The organism is Gemmiger sp., from assembly GCF_036306485.1.
In the GTDB taxonomy this organism is placed as follows: Bacteria; Bacillota; Clostridia; order Oscillospirales; family Ruminococcaceae; genus Gemmiger.
This window is the reverse complement of sequence record NZ_JAXJZK010000016.1, coordinates 148,103-173,210: the sequence shown is the minus strand read 5'-3', so window position 1 is coordinate 173,210 and position 25,108 is coordinate 148,103. Positions and strand designations below refer to the sequence as shown.

At 67.5% G+C, this 25,108-nt stretch carries 27 protein-coding genes; 6 read left to right on the top strand and 21 right to left on the bottom strand.

Annotation, left to right across the window (positions count from 1 at the left end):
* Positions 1–5: 5 nt before the first annotated feature.
* The 18 genes from U0L91_RS04135 to U0L91_RS04050 form a co-directional block, all read right to left on the bottom strand.
* On the bottom strand, positions 6–476 hold the full coding sequence (locus tag U0L91_RS04135; protein ID WP_330044954.1) for a TspO/MBR family protein: 471 nt from the start codon (positions 474–476) through the stop codon (positions 6–8).
* A 51-nt stretch (positions 477–527) separates the two neighbouring features.
* Positions 528–1,070, bottom strand: a complete 543-nt coding sequence (locus tag U0L91_RS04130; protein WP_330044953.1) for a flavodoxin family protein — start codon at positions 1,068–1,070, stop codon at positions 528–530.
* A complete protein-coding gene (locus U0L91_RS04125; protein WP_330044952.1) occupies positions 1,067–1,582 on the bottom strand; it encodes a MogA/MoaB family molybdenum cofactor biosynthesis protein in 516 nt (171 codons plus the stop codon). The genes U0L91_RS04130 and U0L91_RS04125 overlap by 4 nt, the downstream gene beginning before the upstream one ends.
* Before the next feature lie 7 nt (positions 1,583–1,589).
* On the bottom strand, positions 1,590–2,609 hold the full coding sequence (locus U0L91_RS04120) for a molybdopterin-binding protein (RefSeq protein ID WP_330044951.1): 1,020 nt from the start codon (positions 2,607–2,609) through the stop codon (positions 1,590–1,592).
* The gene (locus U0L91_RS04115) at positions 2,606–3,049 is read right to left on the bottom strand and encodes an MOSC domain-containing protein (RefSeq protein ID WP_330044950.1); all 444 of its coding nucleotides are present in this window, start codon (positions 3,047–3,049) and stop codon (positions 2,606–2,608) included. The genes U0L91_RS04120 and U0L91_RS04115 overlap by 4 nt, the downstream gene beginning before the upstream one ends.
* Before the next feature lie 2 nt (positions 3,050–3,051).
* A complete protein-coding gene (moaC, locus tag U0L91_RS04110) occupies positions 3,052–3,528 on the bottom strand; it encodes a cyclic pyranopterin monophosphate synthase MoaC (RefSeq protein WP_330044949.1) in 477 nt (158 codons plus the stop codon).
* A gap of 3 nt (positions 3,529–3,531) precedes the next feature.
* Positions 3,532–4,482 (bottom strand): GTP 3',8-cyclase MoaA, encoded by a 951-nt coding sequence (gene moaA / locus U0L91_RS04105; RefSeq protein WP_330044948.1) that lies wholly within the window; start codon positions 4,480–4,482, stop codon positions 3,532–3,534.
* Positions 4,483–4,485: 3 nt separating this feature from the next.
* Positions 4,486–5,511, bottom strand: a complete 1,026-nt coding sequence (locus U0L91_RS04100) for a sulfate/molybdate ABC transporter ATP-binding protein (protein WP_330044947.1) — start codon at positions 5,509–5,511, stop codon at positions 4,486–4,488.
* Positions 5,502–6,176 (bottom strand): molybdate ABC transporter permease subunit, encoded by a 675-nt coding sequence (gene modB / locus U0L91_RS04095; protein WP_330044946.1) that lies wholly within the window; start codon positions 6,174–6,176, stop codon positions 5,502–5,504. The genes U0L91_RS04100 and modB overlap by 10 nt, the downstream gene beginning before the upstream one ends.
* A 19-nt stretch (positions 6,177–6,195) precedes the next feature.
* On the bottom strand, positions 6,196–7,023 hold the full coding sequence (gene modA / locus U0L91_RS04090) for a molybdate ABC transporter substrate-binding protein (RefSeq protein WP_330044945.1): 828 nt from the start codon (positions 7,021–7,023) through the stop codon (positions 6,196–6,198).
* A complete protein-coding gene (locus U0L91_RS04085) occupies positions 7,020–7,997 on the bottom strand; it encodes an XdhC family protein (protein ID WP_330044944.1) in 978 nt (325 codons plus the stop codon). The genes modA and U0L91_RS04085 overlap by 4 nt, the downstream gene beginning before the upstream one ends.
* A complete protein-coding gene (gene selD, locus U0L91_RS04080; protein ID WP_330044943.1) occupies positions 7,994–9,043 on the bottom strand; it encodes a selenide, water dikinase SelD in 1,050 nt (349 codons plus the stop codon). Before selD ends, U0L91_RS04085 begins: the two co-directional genes overlap by 4 nt.
* Before the next feature lie 3 nt (positions 9,044–9,046).
* A complete protein-coding gene (yqeB, locus tag U0L91_RS04075) occupies positions 9,047–9,841 on the bottom strand; it encodes a selenium-dependent molybdenum cofactor biosynthesis protein YqeB (protein WP_330044942.1) in 795 nt (264 codons plus the stop codon).
* A gap of 18 nt (positions 9,842–9,859) precedes the next feature.
* Positions 9,860–10,090, bottom strand: coding sequence for a putative Se/S carrier protein (locus U0L91_RS04070; RefSeq protein WP_330044941.1), 231 nt, complete (start codon positions 10,088–10,090; stop codon positions 9,860–9,862).
* Complete coding sequence (locus U0L91_RS04065) at positions 10,087–11,217, bottom strand: aminotransferase class V-fold PLP-dependent enzyme (RefSeq protein ID WP_330044940.1); 1,131 nt, start codon at positions 11,215–11,217, stop codon at positions 10,087–10,089. Before U0L91_RS04065 ends, U0L91_RS04070 begins: the two co-directional genes overlap by 4 nt.
* Positions 11,214–11,807 (bottom strand): sulfurtransferase-like selenium metabolism protein YedF, encoded by a 594-nt coding sequence (gene yedF / locus U0L91_RS04060; RefSeq protein ID WP_330044939.1) that lies wholly within the window; start codon positions 11,805–11,807, stop codon positions 11,214–11,216. The genes U0L91_RS04065 and yedF overlap by 4 nt, the downstream gene beginning before the upstream one ends.
* 86 nt (positions 11,808–11,893) lie before the next feature.
* Entirely contained in the window at positions 11,894–12,271 is a 378-nt protein-coding gene (locus U0L91_RS04055; RefSeq protein ID WP_330044938.1) for a RidA family protein, read from the bottom strand.
* Positions 12,272–12,338: 67 nt separating this feature from the next.
* Positions 12,339–12,881, bottom strand: coding sequence for an ECF transporter S component (locus tag U0L91_RS04050; protein ID WP_330044937.1), 543 nt, complete (start codon positions 12,879–12,881; stop codon positions 12,339–12,341).
* A gap of 82 nt (positions 12,882–12,963) precedes the next feature.
* On the opposite strand from U0L91_RS04050, the gene U0L91_RS04045 reads away from it, so the two are divergent.
* The gene (locus U0L91_RS04045; protein ID WP_330044936.1) at positions 12,964–13,368 is read left to right on the top strand and encodes a DUF3842 family protein; all 405 of its coding nucleotides are present in this window, start codon (positions 12,964–12,966) and stop codon (positions 13,366–13,368) included.
* Positions 13,369–13,576: 208 nt separating this feature from the next.
* Here the strand turns inward: U0L91_RS04045 and yqeC are convergent, their stop codons facing one another.
* On the bottom strand, positions 13,577–14,239 hold the full coding sequence (gene yqeC / locus U0L91_RS04040) for a selenium cofactor biosynthesis protein YqeC (RefSeq protein WP_330044935.1): 663 nt from the start codon (positions 14,237–14,239) through the stop codon (positions 13,577–13,579).
* A gap of 118 nt (positions 14,240–14,357) precedes the next feature.
* Here yqeC and U0L91_RS04035 point away from each other — a divergent pair, with 118 nt between their 5' ends.
* From U0L91_RS04035 to U0L91_RS04015, 5 genes are all read left to right on the top strand, one after another.
* Positions 14,358–15,665, top strand: a complete 1,308-nt coding sequence (locus tag U0L91_RS04035) for a M18 family aminopeptidase (RefSeq protein ID WP_330044934.1) — start codon at positions 14,358–14,360, stop codon at positions 15,663–15,665.
* The gene (gene gluQRS / locus U0L91_RS04030) at positions 15,662–16,606 is read left to right on the top strand and encodes a tRNA glutamyl-Q(34) synthetase GluQRS (protein ID WP_330044933.1); all 945 of its coding nucleotides are present in this window, start codon (positions 15,662–15,664) and stop codon (positions 16,604–16,606) included. Before U0L91_RS04035 ends, gluQRS begins: the two co-directional genes overlap by 4 nt.
* Positions 16,607–16,636: 30 nt before the next feature.
* Positions 16,637–18,646, top strand: coding sequence for a heavy metal translocating P-type ATPase (locus U0L91_RS04025; RefSeq protein ID WP_330044932.1), 2,010 nt, complete (start codon positions 16,637–16,639; stop codon positions 18,644–18,646).
* Entirely contained in the window at positions 18,643–18,927 is a 285-nt protein-coding gene (locus U0L91_RS04020; protein WP_330044931.1) for an acylphosphatase, read from the top strand. Before U0L91_RS04025 ends, U0L91_RS04020 begins: the two co-directional genes overlap by 4 nt.
* 95 nt (positions 18,928–19,022) lie before the next feature.
* On the top strand, positions 19,023–20,258 hold the full coding sequence (locus U0L91_RS04015; RefSeq protein WP_330044930.1) for a glycerate kinase type-2 family protein: 1,236 nt from the start codon (positions 19,023–19,025) through the stop codon (positions 20,256–20,258).
* Positions 20,259–20,316: 58 nt separating this feature from the next.
* On the opposite strand, the gene U0L91_RS04010 is transcribed toward U0L91_RS04015, so the two are convergent.
* Positions 20,317–24,360 (bottom strand): FtsX-like permease family protein, encoded by a 4,044-nt coding sequence (locus U0L91_RS04010; RefSeq protein WP_330044929.1) that lies wholly within the window; start codon positions 24,358–24,360, stop codon positions 20,317–20,319.
* Positions 24,360–25,070, bottom strand: coding sequence for an ABC transporter ATP-binding protein (locus U0L91_RS04005; RefSeq protein ID WP_330044928.1), 711 nt, complete (start codon positions 25,068–25,070; stop codon positions 24,360–24,362). Before U0L91_RS04005 ends, U0L91_RS04010 begins: the two co-directional genes overlap by 1 nt.
* Positions 25,071–25,108 lie beyond the last annotated feature (38 nt).

Genomic DNA, 25,108 nt, shown 5'->3' with positions numbered 1-25,108 from the left:
TTTTCTTATCGGTTCAGAATCCAGACGCCGAGGTTGAGGTAGGCGGCAAAAGTCACCCAGACAAAATAGGGCACCTGCAGCCAGGCAGCGGGCGGGTCCACGGCGCGGAACGCGAGGATCATGGCCAGGATCAGGGCCCAGAGCACGAGCAGCCAGATGAAGGCGAACCCGAAGTTCCGCAGGTTGAAGAAAAAGATGCTCCAGAAAAAGTTGAATCCGAGCTGAAGGACAAAGAGGCGCAGCGCCCGGGTCCGGTCCGCCGACGGCGGGGCCAGCCAGATCCGGGCCGCACTGATGCCCATGAGCGCGAACAGGATGCCCCACACGATGGGGAACACGATGGCGGGCGGCGACAGGGGCGGTTGCACGATGGCTTCGCTGTAAAATCTGGCGCCGTCCCGGGTCAGCCAGCCCGACAGTCCGCCCACCGCCTCGGTGAGCAGAATGCCAAGGACATACGGTTTCCATTGTTTCATACACGATCACCCGGAACTAGGGTATGCAGCTGCCGGGCCCGGTATGCAGGATCAGAGATTCCGGCCGGCCTCAAAGGCGCGGTCCAGCGCGGCATTGCCGCGGATGGCACCGGCCTCGGTGACGCCGCCGCCAAAGACCACCCCGGCCAGCCGGGCGCGCTCAAAGCAGGCCACCCAGCCTTCCAGGCCGCTTGCGGCACGGCGCCAGACATCCTCGCCGTCCTCCGCGGCGGTCGCCAGCAGGTAGACCTCCCGGAAGGCGTAGTCGGCGCCGTAGAGCGGATTGGAGCGGTCCAGCAGCGTTTTCATCTGGCCGGACATCTCGTAGTAATAGATCGGGGTAGCAAAGACCAGCACCTCGGCATGGAGCATCTGCTGCTGCACAATGCGGTCGGCATCGTCATGGATGACGCAGCGGCCGGTGGTCTGGCAGGCCAGGCAGCCCTGGCAGAATCCGATCTGTTTGCCGATCAGGCTGATCTTTTCCACCGTATGGCCCGCCTCGCGGGCGCCTGCGGCAAATGCTTCGGCCAGCGCGTCGGAGTTGCTGTTCCGGCGGGGACTGGTCGAGAGGATCAGGACACGCTTGCTCATCGGACTCCCTCCTTCGTTGGTTCGGCGGCGCAGTCGGCGGGGCCGCCGCGCAGCATGGTCAGGCCGTGTTCCAGCGAGTCCAGCACGGCCTGCAGGTTTTCGGCAGCCGCCTTGGGGCTGCCCGGCAGATTGACGATCAGGCTCCGGCCGCGGATGCCGGCCGCCGCACGGGACAGGCAGCCCCGGGGCGTGATGCGCAGCGACGCGGCGCGCATCGCTTCGGGGATTCCGGGCACGGCCCGGGTACAGACGGCGGCGGTCGCCTCGGGGGTGACATCCCGGGGCGCAAAGCCGGTGCCGCCGACCGTCAGGATCAGGGCGGCATCCTCCTCGTCCGCCGCGCGGCACAGTGCGGCCTCGATCAGGGGCTGTTCATCGGGGACCAGGTCAACGCCGCAGACGCGGTATCCCGCCTGCCGCACAAGTTCCGCCACCGCCGGGCCGGCGGTATCCTGCCGCTCGCCGCGGCTGCACCGGTCGCTGACCGTGATGATTCTGGCTGTGAAGTTCATGGGTTCCTCACTTTCCGAAGGGGCAATGGGGATAGGTACAGGGCTGGCATCCCAGGCAGAGACCGCCCTCCCCCATCGTGACAAAATCCCGTTTTGTGAGCCGGACGCCGGCGGCCAGGCGGGGCAGCACGAGGTCAAAGACCGTTGTGCGGGCATACATGACGCAGCCGGGCAGACCGCAGACCGGGCGGCCGTCGGGGTAATAGCCCAGCAGGAACATGGCGCCGGGCAGCACCGGCGCGCCGTAGGTGACGATGTCGGCCCCGCTGCGGCGGATGGCGCCGGGGGTATTGTCGTCGGGGTCAACGCTCATGCCGCCCGTGCAGAGGATGAGTTCCGCATCGGTGGCGCGGACCTTGTCCAGGGCTTCGAGCAGATGATCCATCCCGTCGTCCACCGTCAGGTGGCAGCACATCTCGATGCCGAACTGCTGCAGTTTGTTCTGCACCACCGGGGTGAAGCTGTCGGGGATGAGGCCTTTATATACCTCGCTGCCCGTCGTGATGACCGCCGCACGGCGCAGCCGGTAGGGGCGCAGTTCCAGCAGCGGACGGCCGCCGGCAGCGGCCTCGGCGCGGCGGAGTGTTTCCTCCTCGATGACAAGCGGAATTACCCGGGTGCCGCAGAGCTTATCGCCGCGGTGCACCGCCGTGCCGCCGTGGATCGTGGCAATCATGACCTCGTCCACCGAGTTGACGGCAATCAGGCGGTCACTGTCCACCAGAAAGACGCCGTCCCGGTCGGCGGTCAGCTCGATCTTGCCTTCCCGCGCCTCGCTGCGCTGCATCCCATCGTTGAGGCAGAGGGCGCACAGACGCTCGGCGGCTTCGTTTTCATGGAGCATCCCGGGCTGCATCTCCCAGACATAGAGATTCTCCTTGCCCATCGAGAGCAGCACCGGAATGTCCTCCGGCGTGACGATATGGCCCTTGCGGAAGCGGGGGCCCTTGCTGACGCCGGGGATGATCTGGGTCATATCATGGCAGAGGACGTGACCCACCGCGTCCTGGGTACGGATCAGTTTCACAGGGTTTCCTCCTTCCGGACCGTGACGGCATCGCCGCCGCGCACCGTGCCGCCGTGCACCACGACCGCAAAGATGCCCTCGGTGGGCATGACGCAGCGGCCGGTCAGGCGGCGGATTTCGCAGTCATTGTGACATTCCTTGCCGATCTGGGTGACGCAGAGCAAGGCGGTCCCGACCTGCAGCATCGTGCCCACCGGCAGGGTCCGCAGACAGATGCCGCGGGTCAGGATGTTCTCGGCAAAATCGCCGGGATGCAGCGTGAGGCCTGCGGCGCGCATGGTGTCCACGCTCTCGTCGGGAAGCAGGCTGACCTGGCGGTGCCAGTTGCCCGCATGGGCGTCCCCCACGACGCCGGTTCCCACCTCCAGGCGGATTTCGGGCACCGGGTGTTTGCGGGTCCCCTTGCGTTCGCTGAGGCAGACTGCCGTAACGGATGCCATCCTCACCCCTCCTTCCGGACAAAATGTCCGCTCTTGCCGCCCTGCTTTTCGAGCAGGCGGATGTCGGTGATGGTCATATCGCGCTGGACGGCCTTGCACATATCGTAGATGGTCAGCGCCGCGGTGGAGACCGCCTGCAGCGCCTCCATCTCGACGCCGGTCTCCCCTTTGCATTTGACCTCGGCTTCGATGGCGATGCCGTCCTCCTCCAGGGCAAACCGCAGGTCCACACCGGACAGCCGCAGCGGATGGCACATCGGGATCAGCTCCCAGGTGCGCTTGGCCGCCATGATGCCCGCGACCTGCGCCACCGCCAGGACATCGCCCTTGGCGATGCCGCCGCTGCGGACAAGCTCCAGCGTGCGGGCGTTCATCCGCACACGGCCCGCGGCCCGCGCAATGCGGCAGGTGACCTCCTTGGCGGTCACATCCACCATCCGGGCACGGCCCTGGGAATTGAAATGGGTCAGTTCTTCCATGGATTATCCTCCGATCTCGTTCATGTCCCGGGCGCTCTCGCTGGGCAGGTCGGTGCCCAGATGATGCTCGGCGGGTTTCTGCCGGATGCCCTGCCGGATGGCCTGTTCCAGCGCCGGGCCGGTCAGGCCGCGCAGCGGCAGTTCGGCGGCCGAGTGCAGGCAGGGTTTGAGCATCCCGTCCGACGTGACCCGGATGCGGCTGCAGCCCGTGCAGAATTTGTGGCTCAGCGGCCGGATCAGGCCCACGGTCGTGCCGTCCGGCGCACGGTAGCACTCGGCCACGCCGTCCTGCCCCGCAAAGCGCAGGTCGGGCAGGGCGGCAAGCACCGCATCGGCCGGAAGGAACCGGGGCGCCGGCCAGTGGGCACAGGGGCCCATCGGCATCAGTTCGATGAAGCGGACGGCGGCAATCTCGGGTCGGGTGCGGGAGAGCGCCGCCAGGGCCGCAATCTCGCCGTCATTGACGCCGCCGATCAACACGGTATTGAGTTTGGTGCCGGTAAATCCCGCGTCCCGGGCGGCATCCAGGCCGGCCAGGGCGTCGTCCAGCGAGGCGCCGCGGGTCAGGCGGCGGTACACCTCGGGGTCGAGGGAATCCAGGCTGATGTTGAGCCGGTCCACACCGGCGGCCCGCAGCTCGGCGGCCAGCCGGGGCAGCAGCAGGCCGTTGGTGGTCAGGGCCAGCTCCTCGACGCCGGGAATCGCACGCAGCATCCGGCAGAGCTGGGGCAGGCCGCGCCGGACCAGCGGTTCCCCGCCGGTCAGACGGATCTTGCGCACGCCGCAGCGGACCGCGGCACGGGCAATGTCGGCCAGTTCCTCGTAGCGCAGCACGGCGCTGTGGCTGAGCATGGGCACCCCCTGGGGTTCCATGCAGTACAGGCAGCGGCAGTTGCAGCGGTCGGTGACGGACATCCGCAGATATTCAATCGTTCTGCCCTGTAAATCTTCCATACATCAATCCTTCAGCGCAAGCACGTCGGACGGGCGGACGTGCAGAGTCAGGTGTCCGGGGCGGCCCAGCGCCTCCCAGGCGGAGCGGTCGGTCTCCCAGCAGAGGGTCCCGCCGCCGGGGCAGTCCAGCACCACGGTCAGGGTGCGGGCCCCGCCCATGACCCGCCGTACCCGGCAGGCGATGGGGTTGTCGGTGCCGGACGGCGTGAGGTCCCCGGCACGGATGCCCACCCAGCGGGCCTCCGCAGGGGCATTGCAGCGCAGCGTGACGCCCCAGGCCGGGCAGTGCAGGCCATCCCCCACCGGTTGGGCGGGGGCCAGGTTGCGGCAGCCCGAGATGCGCGCCGCCGCACAGGTGGCGGGGGTTTCCAGCAGCTGCGGGACCGTCACGCAGGGGTCGGCGCGGCCGTTGTCCAGCACACAGACGGTGTCACACAGGCGGGCAACCTCGTCCCGGTCATGGCTGACAAAGACCACGCCGCCGGGATAGCGGCGCAGCGTGTCGGCCAGTTCCAGCTCGACCTGCCATTTGAGGGTATCGTCCAGCGCGCTGAAAGGCTCGTCGAGCAGCAGCAGTTCGGGGTCGCTGGCAAAGATGCGGGCCAGCGCCGTGCGCTGCTGCTGACCGCCGGACAGCTGGGCCGGGCGGAGATGCTCGGCGCCTTCGAGGCGGAACCGCCGGATGTTGTCGAGGGCGATCTGCCGGCGCTCGGCGCGGCGGCCGTGGGCCCCGGCCAGCACATTGCCGTAGACCGTCATGTTGGGGAACAGCGCATACTGCTGGAACAGATAGCCCACCCGGCGCCGCTGGGGCGGAAGGCAGATGCCGGCTTCGCTGTCAAAGAGCGTCCGGCCATTGAGAAGGATTCTGCCGCGGTCGGGCCGCTCGATGCCCGCAATACATTTGAGGGTCATGCTCTTGCCGCTGCCCGAAGCGCCGAGCAGCGCCGTGATTTCCCGGTCGGTGTCGAACCGCACCCGCAGCCGGAAATTGCCCAGCCGCTTCTCGATATCCACACTCAGTGCCATGCCGTCCGCCTCCCGCTGCGCCGTTCGAGCAGATTGACGGCCAGCAGCACCACCGCCGAGATGGCCAGGTTGACCAGCACCCACCGCAGCGCCATCGCGTCGTCGTTGGTCCGCCAGAGCTGGTAGACCGTGGTGGAGATGGTGGCGGTGCGCCCCGGGGTATAGCCGGCGATCATCGAGGTGGCGCCGTACTCGCCGAGGGCGCGGGCGAAGGCCAGCACCATGCCGGCCAGAATGCCCTGCCGGCAGGCGGGCATCCGCACCCGCCAGAAAATCCAGGTTTCCGACCGGCCCAGCGTGCGGCCCGCGTCGGCCAGCGTCTCATCAAAGGATTCAAAGGCGCCGCGGGCCGTGCGGTACATGAGCGGAAAGATCACCACCGTGGTGGCAAAGATTGCCGACCACCAGGTCATGGTGAGTTTCTGCCCGAACACCGAGAGCACCCAGGCGCCGAGAAGCCGCCGCGGCCCGAGCAGCCGCAGCAGCAGATAGCCCACCACAGTGGGCGGCAGCACCAAGGGCAGCGTGAAGACAACGTCCAGAGCGCCCTTGAGCAGGCGCGGGGCCCGGGCGACGTAGAACGCCGCAGGGATGCCCAGCGCAAACACCGCCGCCGTGGAGATGGCAGCGATGCGGAGCGAGTTGTACAGCGGGTACCAGTCCATGATACACCTCAGGCACGGATTATGCCAGTGCGGTAAAGCCGACGCTCTCAAAAATCCTGCCGACCTCGTCGGAGCACAGGAAGTCCAGGAAGGCGCGGGCCTCGTCGGGATAGGCGGATGTCTTGAGGACGGCCGCCGGATAGATGACCTGGCCGCACATCTCCTCGGTGGCGTAGTCCACCGGTGTCAGGCCGGCCGAATAGGCATCGGTGCAGTAGATCACGCCGCAGTCCACGGCGCCCTCGGTGATCTGGGAGGTGACCTCCTTGACGTTGCTGCCGTAGGTCAGGCAGCCTTCCCGGGCCAGGGCGGCCTCGTCCAGGCCGTACCAGGCCAGGATGTTCTGGGTGTACTGTCCCACCGGCACATCCTCGTTGCCCATCGCCATCAGCACGTCCCCGGCCGCCAGCCGCTCGCTGAGCACGTCAAAGCTCGTGATCCCCGCGGGGTTGCCCTCCGGCACGCAGAGGGTGACCTTGTTTTCCAGAATGTCCAGCCGGGTGGTGTCGTCCACAAAGTCCAGGCCGTCGGTATTCACCGAAGGGTCCGCCCCGATGTCCAGCTGGTCCATCTGTTTCTGGCCCGCCGAGAGGAAGATGTCACAGTCGGCACCCTCCTCGATCTGGGTCTTGAGGGTGCCCGACGAATCAAAATTGTAGAGGATTTCGACCCCGGGGACCGTCTGGCGGTAGAGTTCGGCCGCCTCGGTCAGGGTTTCCTGCAGCGAGGCCGCCGCAAAGACCGTCAGCGTGACGGTGTCGCCGGACGCAGACGACGGCGCAGAGGATGCGCAGCCCGCCAGCAGACCGGCTGCCAGCACGATGCTTGCAAAACGCAGGGCTTTCATGACAGACTCTCCTTTTCTGCAGCCTCGGGGCACGGCTTGGGACTGTGGTCCCCGCGCAGCGCGGCCCGGGCGGCGATCATCTGGGCGGCAATGCTCACGGCGATCTCGGCAGGGGTGCGCGCACCGATGGCCAGGCCGATGGGCAGCTGCAGGCGGCGGATTTCCTCCTCGGAAAATCCGTGTTCCGCCAGCGCCCGGCGGGTGGCGGCCGCCTTGGTCCGGCTGCCGATGCAGCCCAGGTAGGCCGGGCGGCAGGGCATGACCTGCAGCAGCACCGTCAGGTCATCGGCGTGGCCGGGGGTCATGACAACGACATAATCCCGGGGCGTCACGGTCAGATGCTCCGCAATGGCGGCAAAGGACCCGCAGAGCACCCGGTCCGCCCCGGGGAAGGCTGCGGGGTCGGCCAGCGCGGGGCGGGCATCGTAGACCACCACCGGGAACTCCACCCCCGCCAGCACCGGCACCAGGGCTCGGCTGACATGGCCGGCGCCGAACAGGTAGACCGTTCCCTCCCGGCCGAAGGGTTCCCGGTACAGGTCGGGCCGGGCATCCGGTTCCCGGTCGGTCACGGTCAGGGCGGGGCCCTGTCCGGTCAGGGACAGGCAGAACCATCCCGGACTGTGGGCGGCCAGCAGGTCCCGCCAGCGCTGCAGCGCGCCGCGCAGCGCCGGGGTGAGCGGCGTGAAGCAGAGGGTCACCTCCCCGCCGCAGATCATCCCCGCCCCGTCCAGCGCACTGTGCAGGGTGTGGGGTGCGGCATCGGGCGGCAGTTCGCGGGCATGCCGGATGGCCAGCTGTTCCACCCGGCCGCCGCCCACCGTGCCCAGGCTGCGGCCGTCGGGCAGCACGGCCATCTTGGCACCGGCACCGCGGGGCGCCGAACCGGCGGTTGCCACAACGGTACAGAGCACCGCCCGCTCCCCGGCGTCCAGCGCGGTCAGCAGCGCGTCGGCCAGTTCTCTCTCTTTCATGGGATATCCTCCAGGAAAATCCGCGCTCCGCCGCGGTAGGTCTCGGCTCTGCCCACACGGCAGGCCGCCGGCACGCCCGGTGCGGCGCGCAGTGCCGCCATCAGCGCATCGGCGGCGTCGGGGTCCACGGCCATCATCAGGCCGCCCGAAGTCTGCGGGTCATACAGCAGGTCCTGGATGGCCAGCGGCACCCGGCCCGGCTGCACCTGGGCCTCGGCAAAATGGCGGTTACGGTACAGGCCTTCGGGCAGGACGCCCATCCGGGCCATCTCGAGTGCCGCCGGGATCATCTCAAAGCCGGCGGGGTCCAGATGCAGCTCGGTGTTGCTGCCCTGGGCCATCTCGAGCGCATGGCCCAGCACGCCGAACCCCGTCACATCGGTGCAGGCATGGACCGGATACTGCACCATGACATCGCGGGCCGCGCGGTTGAGGGTCATCATGAGCTGCTCGCCGCGGCGCACATCCTCGGGGGCCAGCAGTCCCGCCTTGGCACCCGCCGTCAGCGCGCCGATGCCCAACGGCTTGGTGTAGATCAGCACATCCCCGGGCCGGGTGCCGGCGTTGGTCAGCATCTTACGGGGGTCCACAAAACCGGTGACCGTCAGGCCGTACTTGGGTTCGGGGTCATAGATGCTGTGTCCGCCCGCAATCAGGGCGCCGGCCTCATAGACTTTCTCATAGCCGCCGCGCAGGATTTCATGGACGGTCTCCCGCGGCATATCCCGCGGGACCGCCATCACGTTGAGGGCCAGTTTGGGTTCGCCGCCCATCGCATAGATGTCGGACAGCGCATTGGCCGCCGCAATGGCGCCGTACACATACGGGTCATCCGCCACGGGCGGGAAAAAATCCACCGTCTGGACCAGGGCCAGCTCCTCGCTGATCTGATACACCGCCGCGTCGTCGCTGCGGTCAAACCCCACGAGCAGCCGCGGGTCCCGGTTGACCGGCAGTCCCGCCAGCAGCTTGGCCAGCTCCCCTGCCCCGACCTTGGCACCGCAGCCGGCACATTCGGCCAGTTTTGTCAGTTGCACGTCCGCCATCCGTCAATCCTCCATCCGATGGGTGAAATGCAGCAGCGCTTCCAGCACGCCGCCGCCCACCGCCAGCGCCTTGTCGGACGCCTGACGGCAGTTTTCCTTCTGTCCGCGCGGGTCCACATCCCCGCACTTCATGCCTTTGCGGACCGGCACACCCGCCTGCAGCAGGCCGCGCAGCACACCGCTGATCGTGCAGACCATCGGCTCGCCGGCCACGGTGGCCGCAACATCGCCGGCCTGCACCTCGTCGCCGATCTCCCGGCAGGGGGTGAAGATGCCGTCCGCCGGGGCGCGCAGCACCCGCTCGCCGGCATAGCCGCCGATCAGGCCGGGCACCGCCGTGTTGGGCAGCGGGCTGCCGGTATAATACACCCGGCCCAGGGTATGGCCGCGCATCGTCTCGACCGCCGCATGGCAGTCCACGCCGGCCGTAAAGCCCGGCCCCACCCCGATGACCACCGGGGCGTCCTCCCTCCGGGTGCCGAGGTTCCGTTTGGCCAGAATCGCATCCACCATCGCATCGGGATGGATCTCGGCCAGGCAGGCGGCTTCTGGATCGGCCAGCACCGCCACCACCCCCGACGCCGCCAGTTCCAGCGCCGCGCGGGGCGAGTCGGCCCGCACCGCACGCACCCCCTCGACGGTGGTCTCGCCCAGACGGATCGCCTCGGAGAAAGCCACCGTCCGCCGGATGGAGGTCGGGACGGGCAGATCGGTCATCACAAGGCGGCAGCCGGCGCGCACCAGGCGCAGCGCAATGCCGGTGGCAATGTCCCCGGCGCCGCGGATCAAAACAAGCATCCTCACTTCCCCTTTCGGTCACAGCATCAGCTCGCACAGCACCTGGATGTCCAGCTGCGGTGCCACCGCATCAAAGGCGGGTTTGGCGGATTCCGGCATCGCCCAGGCCAGCCCGCACCCCGCCGAAATCCTCGCCGGCAGCGGAATCAGCCGTCCCGGCACGCCGTTTGCACGGCACACTTCCTCGGCGTGCAGGGCCGCCGTCGTGGTCGGGAACGCCGCCACCCACTGATTTTCACGCACTCTCATTCCGCCGCCATCCTTTGCAGGGCCATCAGGGCGGCATCCAGTTCCTCGCCGGTGGTATACCACCCGAAGCTGAACCGCACGGCGCCGGTCTGCTGCGTCCCGAGAGCCCGGTGCAGCCGGGGCGCACAGTGTGCCCCCGCACGCACGGAAATGCCGTACACCCGGGACAGCTCGTCCGCTGCCTCGTCGCTGGTCCAGCCCCGCAGATTGACCAGCACAATCGGCGCATGGGGCGCCGAGAAATTGCCGTAGACCGTCACGCCGGGGATGGAACAGGCTCCCTCCCGGAAGCGGCGGGTCATTGCGGCCTCCTTCTCGCAGATTGCCTCGACGCCCACCTGACGCAGAAATTCCGCCGCTGCCCCCAGCCCCGCAATGCCGGGCCCGTTGAGGGTTCCGGCTTCGAGGTGTTCGGGGTACGCCTGCGGCTGGGCGGGGTCGTAGGAATGGACCCCGGTGCCGCCGGTGATCAGCGGTTCCAGCTCCACGCCCGGCGCCACACACAGACCGCCGGTACCCTGGGGGCCCATCAGTCCCTTGTGGCCGGTGAAGCAGAGCACCGAGATGCCCAGCGCTTCCATATCCAGCGGATGGCAGCCCGCCGTCTGGGCGGCGTCCACAATCAGCGGAATCCCGTGGGCGGCAGCCAGCCGGCCCAGGGCGGCCAGATCGTTCATGTCCCCCGTCAGGTTGGAGGCATGGGTGCAGACGATGGCCCGGGTATCGGGCCGGAGCAGCCGTTCAAACGCCGCCGGGTCCAGCCGGCCCTGCGGGTCGGCCGGCACAAAATCCAGCGCAACGCCCCGTTCCCGCTGCACCCGGTACAGCGGGCGCAGCACCGAGTTGTGTTCCCAGTCGGTGCTCAGCACCCGGCCGCCGCGCAGCAGCCCGAAGATGGCGGTGTTCAGGGCCTGGGTGGCGTTGGCCGTAAAGACCACCCGCTCGGGGTGGGAAAATCCCAGCAGCGACGCCAGCGATGCCCGCGCCCGGTAGACGGTGCGCGCCGCATCGAGATCGCTGTCCCCCGCGCCGCGGGCACTGCTGCCCTGTTCCAGCGCCCGCACCATCGCCTCGGCGACGCAAGGCGGTTTGCGGGGCGAGGTCGCCGCATAGTTCAGGTAGATCACAGGACCACCGCGCCCGAGGTCAGCAGCTCGGTGATGCGGTACATATTGGTCACGCCGCCGACGGCCAGCTTGTCCTTGAGGCCGTAAAAGTCCAGGCAGGTGCCGCAGGTCAGGATCTCGGTTCCCGACTCGGCCAGCAGGCGCAGGTCCTCGAGCGACTCGCTGCCCTCGCAGGTCAGGTGCGCACCGCCGTTGAAGAACACCACCGTGCGGGGCGGCGTTTCCAGCCGCGCCAGGGCGTACAGGAAGCCCTTCATCAGGATGGCGCCCAGCTTTTCGTCGCCGCGGCCCATCGTGGCGCCGCTGACGGCCACCACGGCCCCGCCGCAGGGAACGCAGGCAATCGGGGTTTCGGCCGCGGGCTGCACGGCAGAACCGTCCGGGGCGGCAATCGTCACGCGCCATCCGCCCTGCTCCTCACGGACCTGGGCGGTGCGGCCCTTGGAAGAAGCCATGCGGCGCAGATTCTCCACCGCGGCCTCATTGTCCACCAGAACTTCCAGCGCCTCGCCGGGCGCACAGTCGGCCAGCGCTTTCAGGGACAGCACCACCGGCTGCGGACAGGGTTTTCCTTTTGCATCCAATACCATAAGGGGTTCCTCCTCGTTGTAGTTTCAAAACAATAACGGATGGATGAAACAGGGAGACCCCGCAGGGTCTCCTGTGTTGCACAATGTTACAAAACGGCGACGCACTCAATCTCGAGGCGGGCATTCTTGGGGATGGCCGCCACCTGGAACGCTGCCCGGGCGGGGTAGGGTTCCGTGAAGAACTCGGCATAGACCTCGTTCATCGCTGCGAAATCCTCGATGTCGCGCAGCAGGACGGTGGTCTTGACCACCTGGTGGAGGTCGGCACCGCCCGCCTTGAGAATCTCGCGCAGATTGGTCAGGCACTGGCGGGTCTGGGTGCGGATATCCTCGCCGGCAAAGGCGCCGGTGGCGGGATCAATGGGCAGCTGGCCGGACACATACAGCGTATTGCCCGCGCGGATGCCCTGAGAATACGGCCCGATGGCAGCGGGCGCACGGTCGGTGTGCAGGGACTGGTTCATGGTGAGCACTCCTTTGCTGGTTGATGGTCTTATTGTACCGCGTTTTGCCGCGGCCTGCAACCATGAATTATGCGCGGCTATGGTAGCGTACCAGGCCGGAGCGGTCCAGAGCGGCCATCACGGCGGGGATCAGCACAAGCTGCAGCACGATGCCCGGCACGGCATTGCCGAAGGCGCCGGCGACGAACATCGGCCAGGTGAAGGCGGAGCCGCCCAGGCCCAGCAGCACGACCTGGACGCAGCCCCAGACCACGCGGCCGGCGATCATGGCCGTCACGAGCGAGCCGTAGAGCGACACCAGGCCCTGGCGGCGGACCCGTGCGTAGACCAGCCCGGCCACCAGGCCGTAGGCGGCCAGCTCAAAGGCCATGGCCAGGCCGGTGGGATAGAACACCGGCATACCGAACAGCACGCCGCGGAGCAGCGGCACCACAAAGCCCACGGCCAGGCCGTACTGCCAGCCGCAGATCAGCCCGCAGAGCAGCACCGGGATGTGCATGGGCAGCAGCATGCTGCCGATCTGGGGAATCTGGCCGGTCAGGAAGGGCAGTACCAGACCGAGGGCGAGGAACATGGCGGCGAGGGTGAGATGTTTCTGATAATGTTTCATAGTGGGATTCCTTTCCGGATTTGACAGGGTGATGGCTTCATGCTAGGATTACAGAAAACGGAAAAAAGAGGGAGCAGAACCGATGAAGATTCTTGTCATTGACGGGCAGGGCGGCGGGCTGGGGCGCCAGCTGGTCGCCGCGATCCGCAAAGAACTGCCCGACGCCGAGCTGACGGCGGTGGGCACCAACAGCGCCGCCACCGAGGCGATGCGCAAGGCGGGGGCCGAGCGGGCCGCGACCGGTGAGAACGCGGTGCTGGTGGCCTGCCGGCGGGCCGATGCGATTGTGGGACCGGTGGGCATTGTGATTGCCGACGCGCTGCTGGGGGAGATCACCCCGGCCATGGCCTGTGCGGTGGGACAGAGCGCGGCGCGGCGCATCCTGATCCCCACCAACCGGTGCGGCAGCCGGGTGGTGGGCGCGCACGGCGGGATGTCCGCCATGCTGCAGGAGGTCATCGACGCGCTGCGGCAGGACCGGGAATAAACGAAGGGGCCGGGCAGGCCCCTTTTGTTTTTTTGGGCAAAACAAAACGGCAGAAAGCTACACTGCCCCCACTGCCGGGGAGCCGCATACCTTCTGCCGGTATACCGATTCCAAACGTCTGCTTCCTGATGCCGGCGCTTCTGCGCCGCCCGGCCGGCTTCCTGCCGGTCGGTTTCCTGTTCATTATAATCCCCGCGGCGGGGTACTGTCAAGGCAGGGCCTGCCAGACGCCGCGGCGCAGGCTGCCGGCCGCCGTCGGCCAGGGCAGCACCGATGCGAGTTCCCGGGCCCCGGCAAGGCGCTGCGGCGTCTCGGCGGCGTTGACAAAGACGAGGTCCGCCAGGCCCTCCGCCCGCAGGACCCGCCCTACCAGGGCGGGCGTGGCCGGCGCATCGGGCGTGACGCCGGCCAGCGCGGCGAACCGCTCGGGGCGGTGGGCCGCCTGCCGGATGGGCTGTCCGAACCCGCCGGCGCCCACCACACAGATGACCGGATTGGCCCCGGCCGGCAAGACCGGTTCCCCGGGCCGGTGGGCCTTGAGGGGCAGCCCCCGCGAGCCGTCCGCCTCGACCAGCAGATAGTCGGTCAGTGCGGCCAGCTGGTCCAGCGGCAGACCGGGGGCGGTGAGCTTACCCTGCGGGGCGGGCGTTCCGACGCAGACCGGGCCGTCCCGCAAAGCCAGGGCAATGGCCTGCGGGTCGTTCCGGGTGAGGAGCGGCCAGGGGGAGAACGGATAGATGTGGGTGGTTGTGCAGAGCAGGACCCGGCCGTCCAGTTCCCCGGCCAGGGTGCGCAGCAGCGACGTTTTGCCGCCGCTGCCGATGACCGCCGTGATGCCGGGGCGGACGCCCAGCAGCTGTGCAAGTTTCATTCCTTTTCCCGCCTTTCCGGTTAAAAGATACCATGAAAAACGGGTTGAAGCAAGCGCCGTTCCGGTGTAAAATAGAGCTGAAAATCCCATGAAAGAAACAGGGTGGAGATGTATTTGTATGGAACTGCAACAGCTGTTTGATTTTCTGAACCGCTCGGTCTCTCCCTTCCATGCCGTGCAGAACGCCGCGGACCTGCTGGACGCCGCGGGCTATCTGCGCCTGGAGGAGGCCGATTACTGGAACCTGGAGCCCGGCTGCGGCTACTACACGACCCGCAACGGCAGCTCGCTGATTGCCTGGCGGATTCCGGCGCACGCCATCGGCGGCTGGCGCATCACGGCGAGCCACTCCGACTCGCCCACCTGGCGCGTCAAGAACACCGACATCAAATCCGCCGGCTGCGTCAAATTCAACGTGGAGGGATACGGCGGCATGATCATGTCCAGCTGGCTGGACCGGCCGCTCTCGGTCGCGGGCCGGGTGCTGGTCCGCGATGAGGCCGAAGGCACCCTGACCAGCCGCCTGGTCAATCTGGACCGGGATCTGCTGGTCATTCCGTCGCTGGCCATCCACATGGACCGCACCGCCAACGACGGCCACAAGTTCAACCCCCAGGTGGACATGCAGCCGCTCTACGGACCGGAGGGGGCCCGCCCCTTCCCCGATCTCGTGGCCGAAGCCGCCGGGGTGGACAAGGAGGCCATTGTGGACTGGGACCTCTCGCTCTATACGCGGCAGGCACCCACCCGCATCGGGCCGGACGGCGAATTCTTCATGAGCCCGCGCATCGACGATCTGGAATGTGCGGCCACGACGCTGTACGCCTTCCTCGAAGCTGCCCCCGAGACCGACAGTGCCTGCGCTCCGGTCTGGGCGATGTTTGACAACGAGGAAGTGGGCAGCGGAACCCGGCAGGGCGCCCAGAGCAGCTTTCTGCGGGATGTGCTGGACCGCATCCTCAGCGCGGTGCCCCACAGTGCCCAGAGCATGGCCCAGGCGCTGGCGAACAGTTTCCTGCTCAGCGCCGACAATGCCCATGCTGCGCACCCCAACTTTGCCGACAAGGCGGATTCCGCCAACCCGGTGCGGATGGGCGGCGGTGTGGTGCTCAAGATCAATGCCAGCCAGAAATACACCACCAGCGGCCTGACCGGCGCGATTTTCCGCGAGATCTGCCGCCGCAGTGAGGTGCCGGTCCAGCTGTTCGCCAACCGTGCCGACATGCCGGGCGGCAGCACGCTGGGCAACCTGCAGAGCCACACGGTGCCGGTGCCGATGGCGGACATCGGACTGGCCCAGCTGGCCATGCACTCCGCCGTCGAGACGGCTGCCGTGTCGGACGCCGACGCGATGGTGCGGGCGGTGGCCGGGTTCTACCGGGTCCATCTGCGTGCGCTGGGTGACGGCCGGTACACCCTGGAATGAGCGGTGTGGTGGGGCGCTACGCCCCGAGCCCCAGCGGACGGATGCATCTGGGCAATCTGTGCTGCTGCCTGCTGGCCTGGCTTTCGGCCAAGTCCAAAGGCGGGCGGGTCGTGCTGCGCATCGAGGATCTGGATGCCGCGCGGTGCCCCCGGCAGTTTGCCGATCTGCTGGAAGCGGATCTGGCCTGGCTGGGCCTGCAGGCCGATGAAGGCGGCAGCCAGGGCGGGCCGTGCGGTCCCTATTATCAGAGTGAGCGCAGCGAGATCTATGCCCGGTTTTATCACATTCTCGAAGCCAGAGGGCTGGTGTACCCCTGTTTTTGCAGCCGGAGCCAGCTGCATACGGCCGACGCGCCCCACCGTTCGGACGGTCAGGTCGTCTATGCCGGCACCTGCCGCAATCTGACCCCCGAAGAGGTCCGGGCCCGGACCAGACTGCGCGCCCCGGCCTGGCGGGTGCGGGTTCCCGATGAAGAAATCCGTTTTGTGGACGGTCATCTGGGCCCGTATGCCGAGAATCTGGCCCGGGACTGCGGGGACTTTTATCTGCGCCGGGCCGACGGTGTCTATGCCTACCAGCTCGCCGTCGTGGTGGACGATGCGCTGATGGGTGTGACCGAGGTGGTGCGCGGGGCGGACCTGCTGTCCAGCACACCGCGCCAGCTCTGGCTGTACCGTGAACTGGGCCTGACCGCCCCGACCTTCTATCACATGCCGCTGCTCCTGGCGCCGGACGGACGGCGTCTGTCCAAGCGGGACGGCGACGAAAGCCTGGAAAATCTGCAGGCGCGCTACACACCCGAACAGATCATCGGACGGCTGGGCTATCTCTGCGGGCTGCAGAAGGCCCCCGACCCCCGCCGGCCCGAGGAGCTGCTGGACGGCTTTTCCTGGGACCGTGTCCCCCGCGGCGATCTTCTGCTGCCGCCCGGGCTGTTCTGATCCCCTGACCCAAACGAATATGGAGGAATCATGGACCACTTTGAAGACCCCTCTGTTCTGAAAAAACGATTGCTTGTCGGCTGCTGCGGCACGGTGATCCTGTTCTGTCTGGACTGGCTGCTGACCGACTTTGCGGCGGACGGGCTGCTTGAACTGGCACTGGCGGCGGTTGTCTGCCTGACCAACGGCCGGGTGTTTGTGCGCGGCGTGTCCGCCCTGGCCAGCCGGCATCCCGGTGCGTCGGCCCATCAGGCGCTGACCGCGCTGGCGGCCGCGCTCTGCATGGGGTACGGCATTGCGGCGGTGATCCAGCGGATGCTGGGCACGCCGGCCGAGGATGCCCCCTATCTGTTTGCCCCGGCGGCCGCCATCCTGACCTTCGGCACGGCCGCCGAACTGGCGGCCGCCCGCTTTGCACGGCAGGCCGCGGCGCCGCTGACCGAGCTGGAAGGCCGGATGCCCGCGTCGGCCAGTGTGCTGCGCGACCGCCAACCCTGCACGGTTGCGGCAGCCGAGCTGCGCCGGGATGATATCTTCCTGCTGCGGCCCGGCGACCCGATCCCCGCGGACGGCGTTGTGCTGGACGGTACCTCCACGCTGACGGTACCGCTGCCCCTGGGCAGCGGCGAGCCCGAGGAGCTGCAGAAGGGGTCCGCGGTGCTGGCCGGAACGGTCAACGGCGACGGCGCGCTGATCTGCCGTGCCGTGCGGGTGGGTGACGACACCGCCCTGGCCGGAATTCTGCACACGGCGCGCCAGACCGCGGCGGGCACGATGCCTGCTGCGGACAAGGTCCGCCGGCTGTGTGACCTGTATGTGCCGGCCTGCGCCGGCGTTGCCGCCGTCGTGTTCATTGTCTGGCTGCTCGTCGGCCGGGGCGTTGGTTTTGCCTTCAGCCGGGCGGTGGCCGTGCTGGCGGTGGGCAGCCCGCTGGCCCTGGCGATTGCCGGGGCGGCGGCCCTGATGGCCGGCGTCGGGCAGGGCGTGAAGCAGGGCATCCTCTTCACCGATGCCTCGGTGCCCCAGACCGCCGCCGCACTGCGCGGGGTCCTGCTGGACAAGCGGGGCACCATCACGACCGGTGCCCCCGAGGTGGCCGAGATTGTCGGCACCCGCAACGTGCCCCCCAAGTTCCTGCTGGGCATGGCCGCGGGGCTGGAAAGCCAGAGCACCGATCCGATGGCCAGCGCGATCATGCGCCGTGCCCAGTCCGAAAAGATCCGGCTGAGCACCGTCCGGGACTGCGAGGCCGTGCCCGGGCAGGGCCTTGTGGGCCGGTTTGCCGGCAAGGTGATGGCCGGCGGCAGCGAGAGCTTCATTGCCTCCTACTGCGAGCTGACCGACGATCTGCGCGACGCGGGACGCCGCCTGATGAATGAGGGCGTCACGCCGCTGTATTTCTCGCTGGACGGTCACCCGGCCGGGCTGATCGGCATTTCGGAGCAGGTGCGGCCTTCCGCCCGTCAGGCGGTGACCGAGCTGCAGGCCCTTGGCCTGGATGTGAAGCTGCTGTCCGGTGACAATGCCGAGACCGCGAACCGCATCGGGCATCTGGTCGGGCTGACCGATGACAACATCCGTGCCGCGATTGCCCCCGAGGCGCTGGCCGACGAGGTGCGCCGCTGCCAGGCCGGGGAGCCCTGTGCCCTGGTCGGGGACGCCCGTTCCGCCGCCGCGGCGCTGGATGCGGCCGAGCTGGGCATCGCCGTGGGCACCGAGGGCTTCCCGCCCGCGGGCAAGGCCGGCATCCTGCTGACCCAGCGAGATCTGACCGGTGTGCCGGCGGCGCTCCGGCTGGCCCGGCAGATGACCGGGGCGGTGGGCCCGATGGAGCGGTTTGTCCTTGTCTATCATCTGATTGCCCTGCTGCTGGCTGCCGGCATCACGGTGCCGCTGGGCCTGGTGGTGCCACCCGCCGTGGCGGCGATTGCGGCGCTGGCCGCTGCCCTGGCGGCGGTGCGGATGGCCTCCGGCCTGACCGAGGCGCCGCAGCAGCAGCCGGCCGCCGAGGAGCCTGAACCGGCCGGGGTGGGAGCATGACGGCCCCCGTCGAACGCCGGCACTGGCATCTGACCGGCACCGTGCAGGGCGTGGGGTTCCGGTACCGCGCCCAGTATGCGGCGCAGCTGCTGGATCTGACCGGCTGGGTGGCGAACAACTGGGACGGGTCGGTGGACCTTGAAGCCCAGGGCCCGGCCCAGAGTCTGGACCGGCTGCTGCCCACGATTCTGCGTTCCAGCCACTGGATTTCGGTGGAAGATTTCAGCTGCAAGACGCTGCCCCCGGTTCCCGAGGAGCGGGGATTCCGCATCCGCGGCTGAGTTTCTGGACCCGCACGGTCATCCGTGCGGGCCTTTTTGTTGCACTCGGGGCAGCAATGCGCTAAGATGAAGAAAAACGCAAGGGGGATTTCTGAATGGATCAGCAGCTGCGGCGGGACGCCGAACAGATTCTTCATGCCAGCCTGCAGGCCGTGCAGCCCGATGCGGCAGTGCGCCGGGCGCTGGACGGGTTTGTGCCCGGTCCGGGCAAGGTTGTGCTGGTGGCCGTGGGCAAGGCCGCCTGGCAGATGGCAAACGCCGCGTTGGGGGTGCTGGGCCGGGTGGACGGCGGTCTGGTCCTGACCAAATACGGGCATCTGCGCGGTGAGCTGCCCGGCCTTGTCTGCCGCGAGGCCGGGCATCCCATCCCCGATGCCAACGGCTTTGCCGCGACCGAGGAGATTCTGCGGATGGTCCGGCCCCTGGGCCGGGAGGACACCGTGCTGTTCCTGCTGTCCGGTGGGGGCAGCGCGCTCTTTGAAAAGCCGCTGCTGCCCGCGGCCGAGCTGCAGGATCTGACGGCCCGGCTGCTGGCGGCCGGCGCCGGCATTGTGGAGATCAACACGATCCGCAAACGGCTGAGCGGCGTTAAGGGCGGGCGGTTTGCGCTGGCCTGTGCGCCGGCGCGGGTCTACGGCATTGTGCTCAGCGATGTGCTGGGCGACCCGCCCGACATGATCGCCAGCGGCCCCGCGGCGCCGGACAGCTCGACCTGCGCCGAGGCCCTGGCTGCGGCACGCCGGTACGGGCTGCCGCTCTCCCCCACGGCCGAGGCCCTGCTGCGGCAGGAGACCCCCAAGACGCTGGACAATGTGACGCTCCGGATTGCGGGCAGCGTGCGGGAACTCTGCGCCGCAGCGGCGCGGCAGTGCCGTCTGCTGGGCTATGCGCCGCTGATTTTGACCGATCAGCTCTGCTGCGAGGCGCGGGAGGCCGGCAGTTTTCTGGCCAGCATCCTGCGCACCCAGGCGGGTGCCGGGGGACGGCGTGCCTTTCTGGCCGGCGGCGAGACCGTTGTGCATCTGACCGGTCACGGGCTGGGCGGGCGCAACCAGGAACTGGCCCTTGCGGCGGCACGGGGTCTGGACGGGCTGGACGGCGCCGCAGTCTTTTCCTTCGGCAGCGACGGCACCGACGGTCCCACCGATGCCGCCGGCGGCTATGCGGACGGGCAGACCTGGGCCGCACTGCGCGCCGCCGGGCATGACCCCGGGGCCGACCTGGCCGACAATGACGCCTACCACGCGCTGGACGCGGTGGGCGGGCTGCTGCGCACCGGTCCCACCGGCACCAATGTGAACGATGTCTCGATCGGGCTGTTGCGGGGCTGAACAAGAAAAACAGCGCGGCGCTTTCCCTGCGGGAAGCGCCGCGCTGCTGTTTTTTGACTCATTCGGGGGCCTTCATGCTCTCGACCATCGAGATCTTGCGGAGTTTGCGGCCCATGATCAGGTTGACGACGGCGCCGAAGATCAGCGTCAGCGCCAGGGCGTAGAAATAGCTGGAGGGGTCCACCGTGCGGCCGAACATGACCGCATCGACCTCCACGGTATGGACAATGTAGCGGTGCAGGACGGTGCCGACCCCGAGACCGATCAGCGCCCCCACGAGGGTGAGGACGGTGCTTTCGCGGTTGACATAGCCCGCCACTTCCCGGTCATAGAAGCCCAGCACCTTGATGGTGGCGATCTCCTTGACGCGCTCCTCAACGTTGATGTTGGACAGGTTGTACAGCACGACGAGGGCCAGGGCGGCCGCGCAGATGACGACGACCACGACGACCGCATTGACGGCGTTGAGCATGTTGAGGACGCTCTGGGTCATGTCCACCGTGAAGGTGACGCTCGTCACCTCGGGCATATTGAGCAGACTGGCCGAGATCGTGTTGCGGCTGCTCTCGGAGGTGTCGGCAATCTGGGAGAGGATGGTGTTCCACTCCGGTTCGGTGCCGAACGCCGCCTCGTACTGGGCCGCGCTCATGTAGAGGTAGTTGGAGACATAGTGCTCACAGACGCCGCTGACCTGCACCTGGGCCGAGTCGCCGGCGTTGTTGTAGATCGTGATGGTATCGCCGGCGCGGCAGTCCAGCATCTCGGCAAATTTTTCGGTGACCACGACGCCCTCCTGCTGTACCGGCGTGGGGCTGCGCCCGATCCGCTCATGCAGGTCCGCAAAGCTGCCGAAGGCCGTCAGATCCTTGGGCACAAAGAGGTAGGCCTCGGTCACCGTGCCGTCCGGCAGGGTCTGGTTGGCCTTCTCGGTCGCAGCGGCGGTGCTGGCCGTGATCTCTCCGCCGCCGAACAGATACTCGTAGGTCTCACCGCTCTCGGTGTCGGCGGGGTGCTGGACGGTGGTCATGAGGTCATACCGGTAGACATCGCCGTACTGCCGGGTGATGATGGCGTTGAGGGAGTCCGAAATGCCGAAGCCCGCCACCAGCAGCGAGGTACAGCCCGCCACCCCGATCACGGTCATCCAGAACCGCTTCTTGTAGCGGAACAGGTTGCGCGCCGTGACCTTGTGGCTGAATTTGAGGCGTTTCCACAGCGGGGTGATGTATTCGAGCAGCACCCGTTTGCCGGCCTTGGGGGCCCGCGGCCGCATGAGCTGGGCGGGCGTTTCCCGCAGGGTGGCACGGCAGGCGGCTAGGGTGGCCCCCAGCGCACAGAGGATCAGCGATCCGCCCGCCAGAATGGCATAGTTCCACCGCCAGGGGAAGCGGAATTCCGGCATCCAGTACATCATCTCGTAGGCGTTCCAGATCACGATGGGGAACACCGTGAAGCCGAACGCCAGGCCCGCCAGCGCGCCCAGACAGGCCGCCGCCATCGAGTACAGCAGATACTTGCTCATGATGGTCGCCTTGCCGTAGCCCAGCGCCTTCATCGTGCCGATCTGCAGGCGTTCCTCGTCCACCATACGGGTCATCGTGGTCAGCACCACGAGCGCCGCCACCAGGAAGAAAAAGACCGGGAAAACGGTGGCCAGGGCCGCCACCTTGTTGACGTTGCCCTGGAAGGAGGAGAAGCTGACGTTGCTCTGCCGGTCCCAGATATACCATTTGGGCGTCTCGATCTCATCGAGCTTCGCCTGGGCGTCCTCGATCTCCCGGCGGCCGTCCTCGAGCTTTTGCTCCACCTCGGCCTTGGCGGTCTCGTAGTCAATCTCGCCGTCCAGCAGTTCCTGTTTCTTCTCGGCCAGGGTCTTGCGGCCGTCCTCAATCTTGTACCGGGCATCGGCCAGCTGCACCTTGGCATCCCCGATCTGCCGTTCGGCGTCGGTCATCTGGAGCTGCTTGTCCACCAGGGTGGCATAGCCGTCGTCCAGGGTGCGGTGGGCCGCATTGAGCTGCGAGCGGCCCTCGGCCAGCTGGGCGGATTTTTCAAAATAGATCTTCCAGCCGGCATCCAGCTCGGCTTTGGCCGCTGCCAGCTCGGCCTGGCCGCTCTCGATCTCGGCCTTGGCCGCATCCAGCGCCGGTTTGCCGGCGTCCAGCTCGGCCTTGCTGTCGTCAAGCTGCTGTTTGGCATCGTCCAGTTCGGGTTTGCTCTCGTCAAGCTGCCGCTTGGCGTCGTCCAGCTGGCTCTGCACGGCGGCCAGATTTTCATCGCTGAACAGGGCCCGGGCGGCGGCTTCGTCCGCTGCCTCCCCCGAGGCGATCATCGAATAGATGCCCACATCAATGCTCTTGCTGGCAAGATTGAGCTGGCGGAGCTGCTCGATCTGTTCGGCCGACGGCATCCGGTTCATGCACTCCACCACCGCCGCTTCGACGAGCGAGGCCGTCAGTTCATCGTCCATATCCACAAACCCGCTGACAGCGTCGCGCAGGGCCTGCTGCCAGGCTGCCTCGGCCTCGTCGCGGGCGGCCAGCGCCTGCTGCACCGCCGGGTCCTCGGCGGGATCTTCATAGACGCCCTCGGCCGCGGACTGTTCGAGCGCCGCCTGATAGGCCGCCTCGGTGTCCTCCCGCTGCCGGTAGCACTCCTGCAGGATGCCGTAACCCTCGTCGGCTGTGATCTTCTCGATGACTTCCAGCACGGTGTCGGAGTACAGCCATTCCTGCACCCCCTCAGCGGCCGCCTGGTCCAGCCCCTTCTGGGCCGCATTGAGCTGCTGCAGCTGTTCAAGGCCGGCCAGGCCGTCCTCGTACTGGGCCAGGCCGTCCTCGTACCGGGCCAGCCCTTCCTCGTAGGCTTCATGGCCTTGCTGCCACTGGGCCAGGCCGTCGGCATACCGGGCCAGCCCTTCCTCGTACCGGGTCCGGCCCTCCTCAAAGGCTTTGAGGCCCTCCTCATACTGCGCCTGCCCGTCCTGCAGGGTCTTGAGTGCCTCGGCCAGCTGGGCTTCGCCGTCCTCCAGCTGGTCCAGATTCTCATAGATCTGCCGCAGCCCCTCGGACAGTTCGCCCTGGGCGTCGGTCAGTTCCTTCATGCCGTCCTGCATCAGGCTTTCCTTGTCGGCAAGTTCGCCGGTTCCGTCGGCGTACTCCCGCTCGGCGTCGGCCAGCTCGGCCTCCCCGTCCGCCATGGCGTCGCGGCCCTCGTTGAGCTGGCGCTCGGCGTCGGCCAGTTCCTCCTCGGCCTCCGCCTTGGCGTCGTTGTAGTCCGCCCAGGCATCGTCAATCTCGGCCTGGGCGTCGGCGCGCACCTCCTCATACCGGGCCGTGCAGCGCACATCCTGGATGGCGTCAATCTCGTCGGTCACCCGGGCAACGGTATCCTTGTACTCCTGGCTCAGGCTGCGCAGCTCCCGCGCCCCGGTGACGGTGCCGTACAGCTCGGTGTAGGAGGTATAGGCGAAGGCCTCGGGCTCGGCATAGAACACCAACCCGACGCTGCCGCTGCCCACACTGGCAGGCTCCCGCTCAAAGGAAAAATAGTAGGCGTCCCGCACCCGGCCCACAATGGTGAACTCGGTGCAGGACATCTTGTCCTGCAGATCCTCGTTGTCGTCGGTCAGGGTGATGACCCGGCCGATCTCCAGCTGTTCGTTGGAGACACTCCCCCCGGCCCCGACGACGCACTCGTCGGGCGATTCGGGCCAGCGGCCCTCCACCAGCAGCAGGCTGTTGATGGTGGTATCCTGTTTCCCGCCCTCCGGCAGGCTGTGGGCGCGGGCGACCAGCACATCGCCGGCGCCGGCCTTGACAAGCAGATCGGCGGAATAGCGCCCTTCCACCGACTGGACGCCGTCGAGGGCACGGATGGCGTCGAGATCCGCCTCGGACAGGCCGAGGGTGGAGACCACCCGGAAATCATAGAGGTTCGACTCGTCCAGATAGGATTCCATCGAATCCTCAATATCCGGCGAGGTGGAAAGCAGCCCCACCAGGAACCCCACGCCGAGGGCCACAATCGCGAAGATGGCCAGAAAGCGGGTCCGGGTTCCCAGCAGGGTCCGCCGTATGTTTTTGGAATAGGTGCGCGGCATTACCATTCGATCCTTTCGACGGGGGTGGGATGGGCGTTGAGGGTCATATCCACGACGCGCCCGCTGTTGATGCGGATGACCCGGTCGGCCATGGCGGCCAGGGCCGAGTTATGGGTGATGACAATGACGGTACGGCCCTTGTCGCGGCAGGTGGACTGCAGCAGCCCCAGCACCTGTTTGCCGGTGACATAGTCCAGCGCGCCGGTGGGTTCGTCGCACAGCAGGATTTTGGGATTCTTGGCGATGGCGCGCGCAATGGAAACCCGCTGCTGTTCCCCGCCCGAGAGCTGGGCCGGGAAGTTGTTCATCCGTTCGGCCAGCCCCACTTCCTCCAGCACCAGCCGGGCGTCGAGGGGTTCGCGGCAGATCTCGCTGGCCAGCTCGACGTTTTCCAGCGCGGTCAGGTTCTGCACCAGGTTATAGAACTGAAAGACAAACCCCACATCGTACCGCCGGTAGGTGGTCAGCTGCCGGGCGGAATAGTCGCTGATGAGGGCGCCGTCCAGCCAGATGTCGCCCTCGTCGCAGGTATCCATGCCGCCGAGCATATTCAGCACGGTGGTCTTGCCGGCGCCGGAGGGACCGAGGATCACGCAGAACTCCCCCCGATCAATCGTGAAGCTCACATGGTCGGCGGCCGCGATGCGATTTTCTCCCATCCGGTAATATTTGCAGACACCGTCAAACTGCACAAAGGCTTTGGAATCCATCGCGAATCCTCCTTACATGGATGAAGTCATTTAGATTA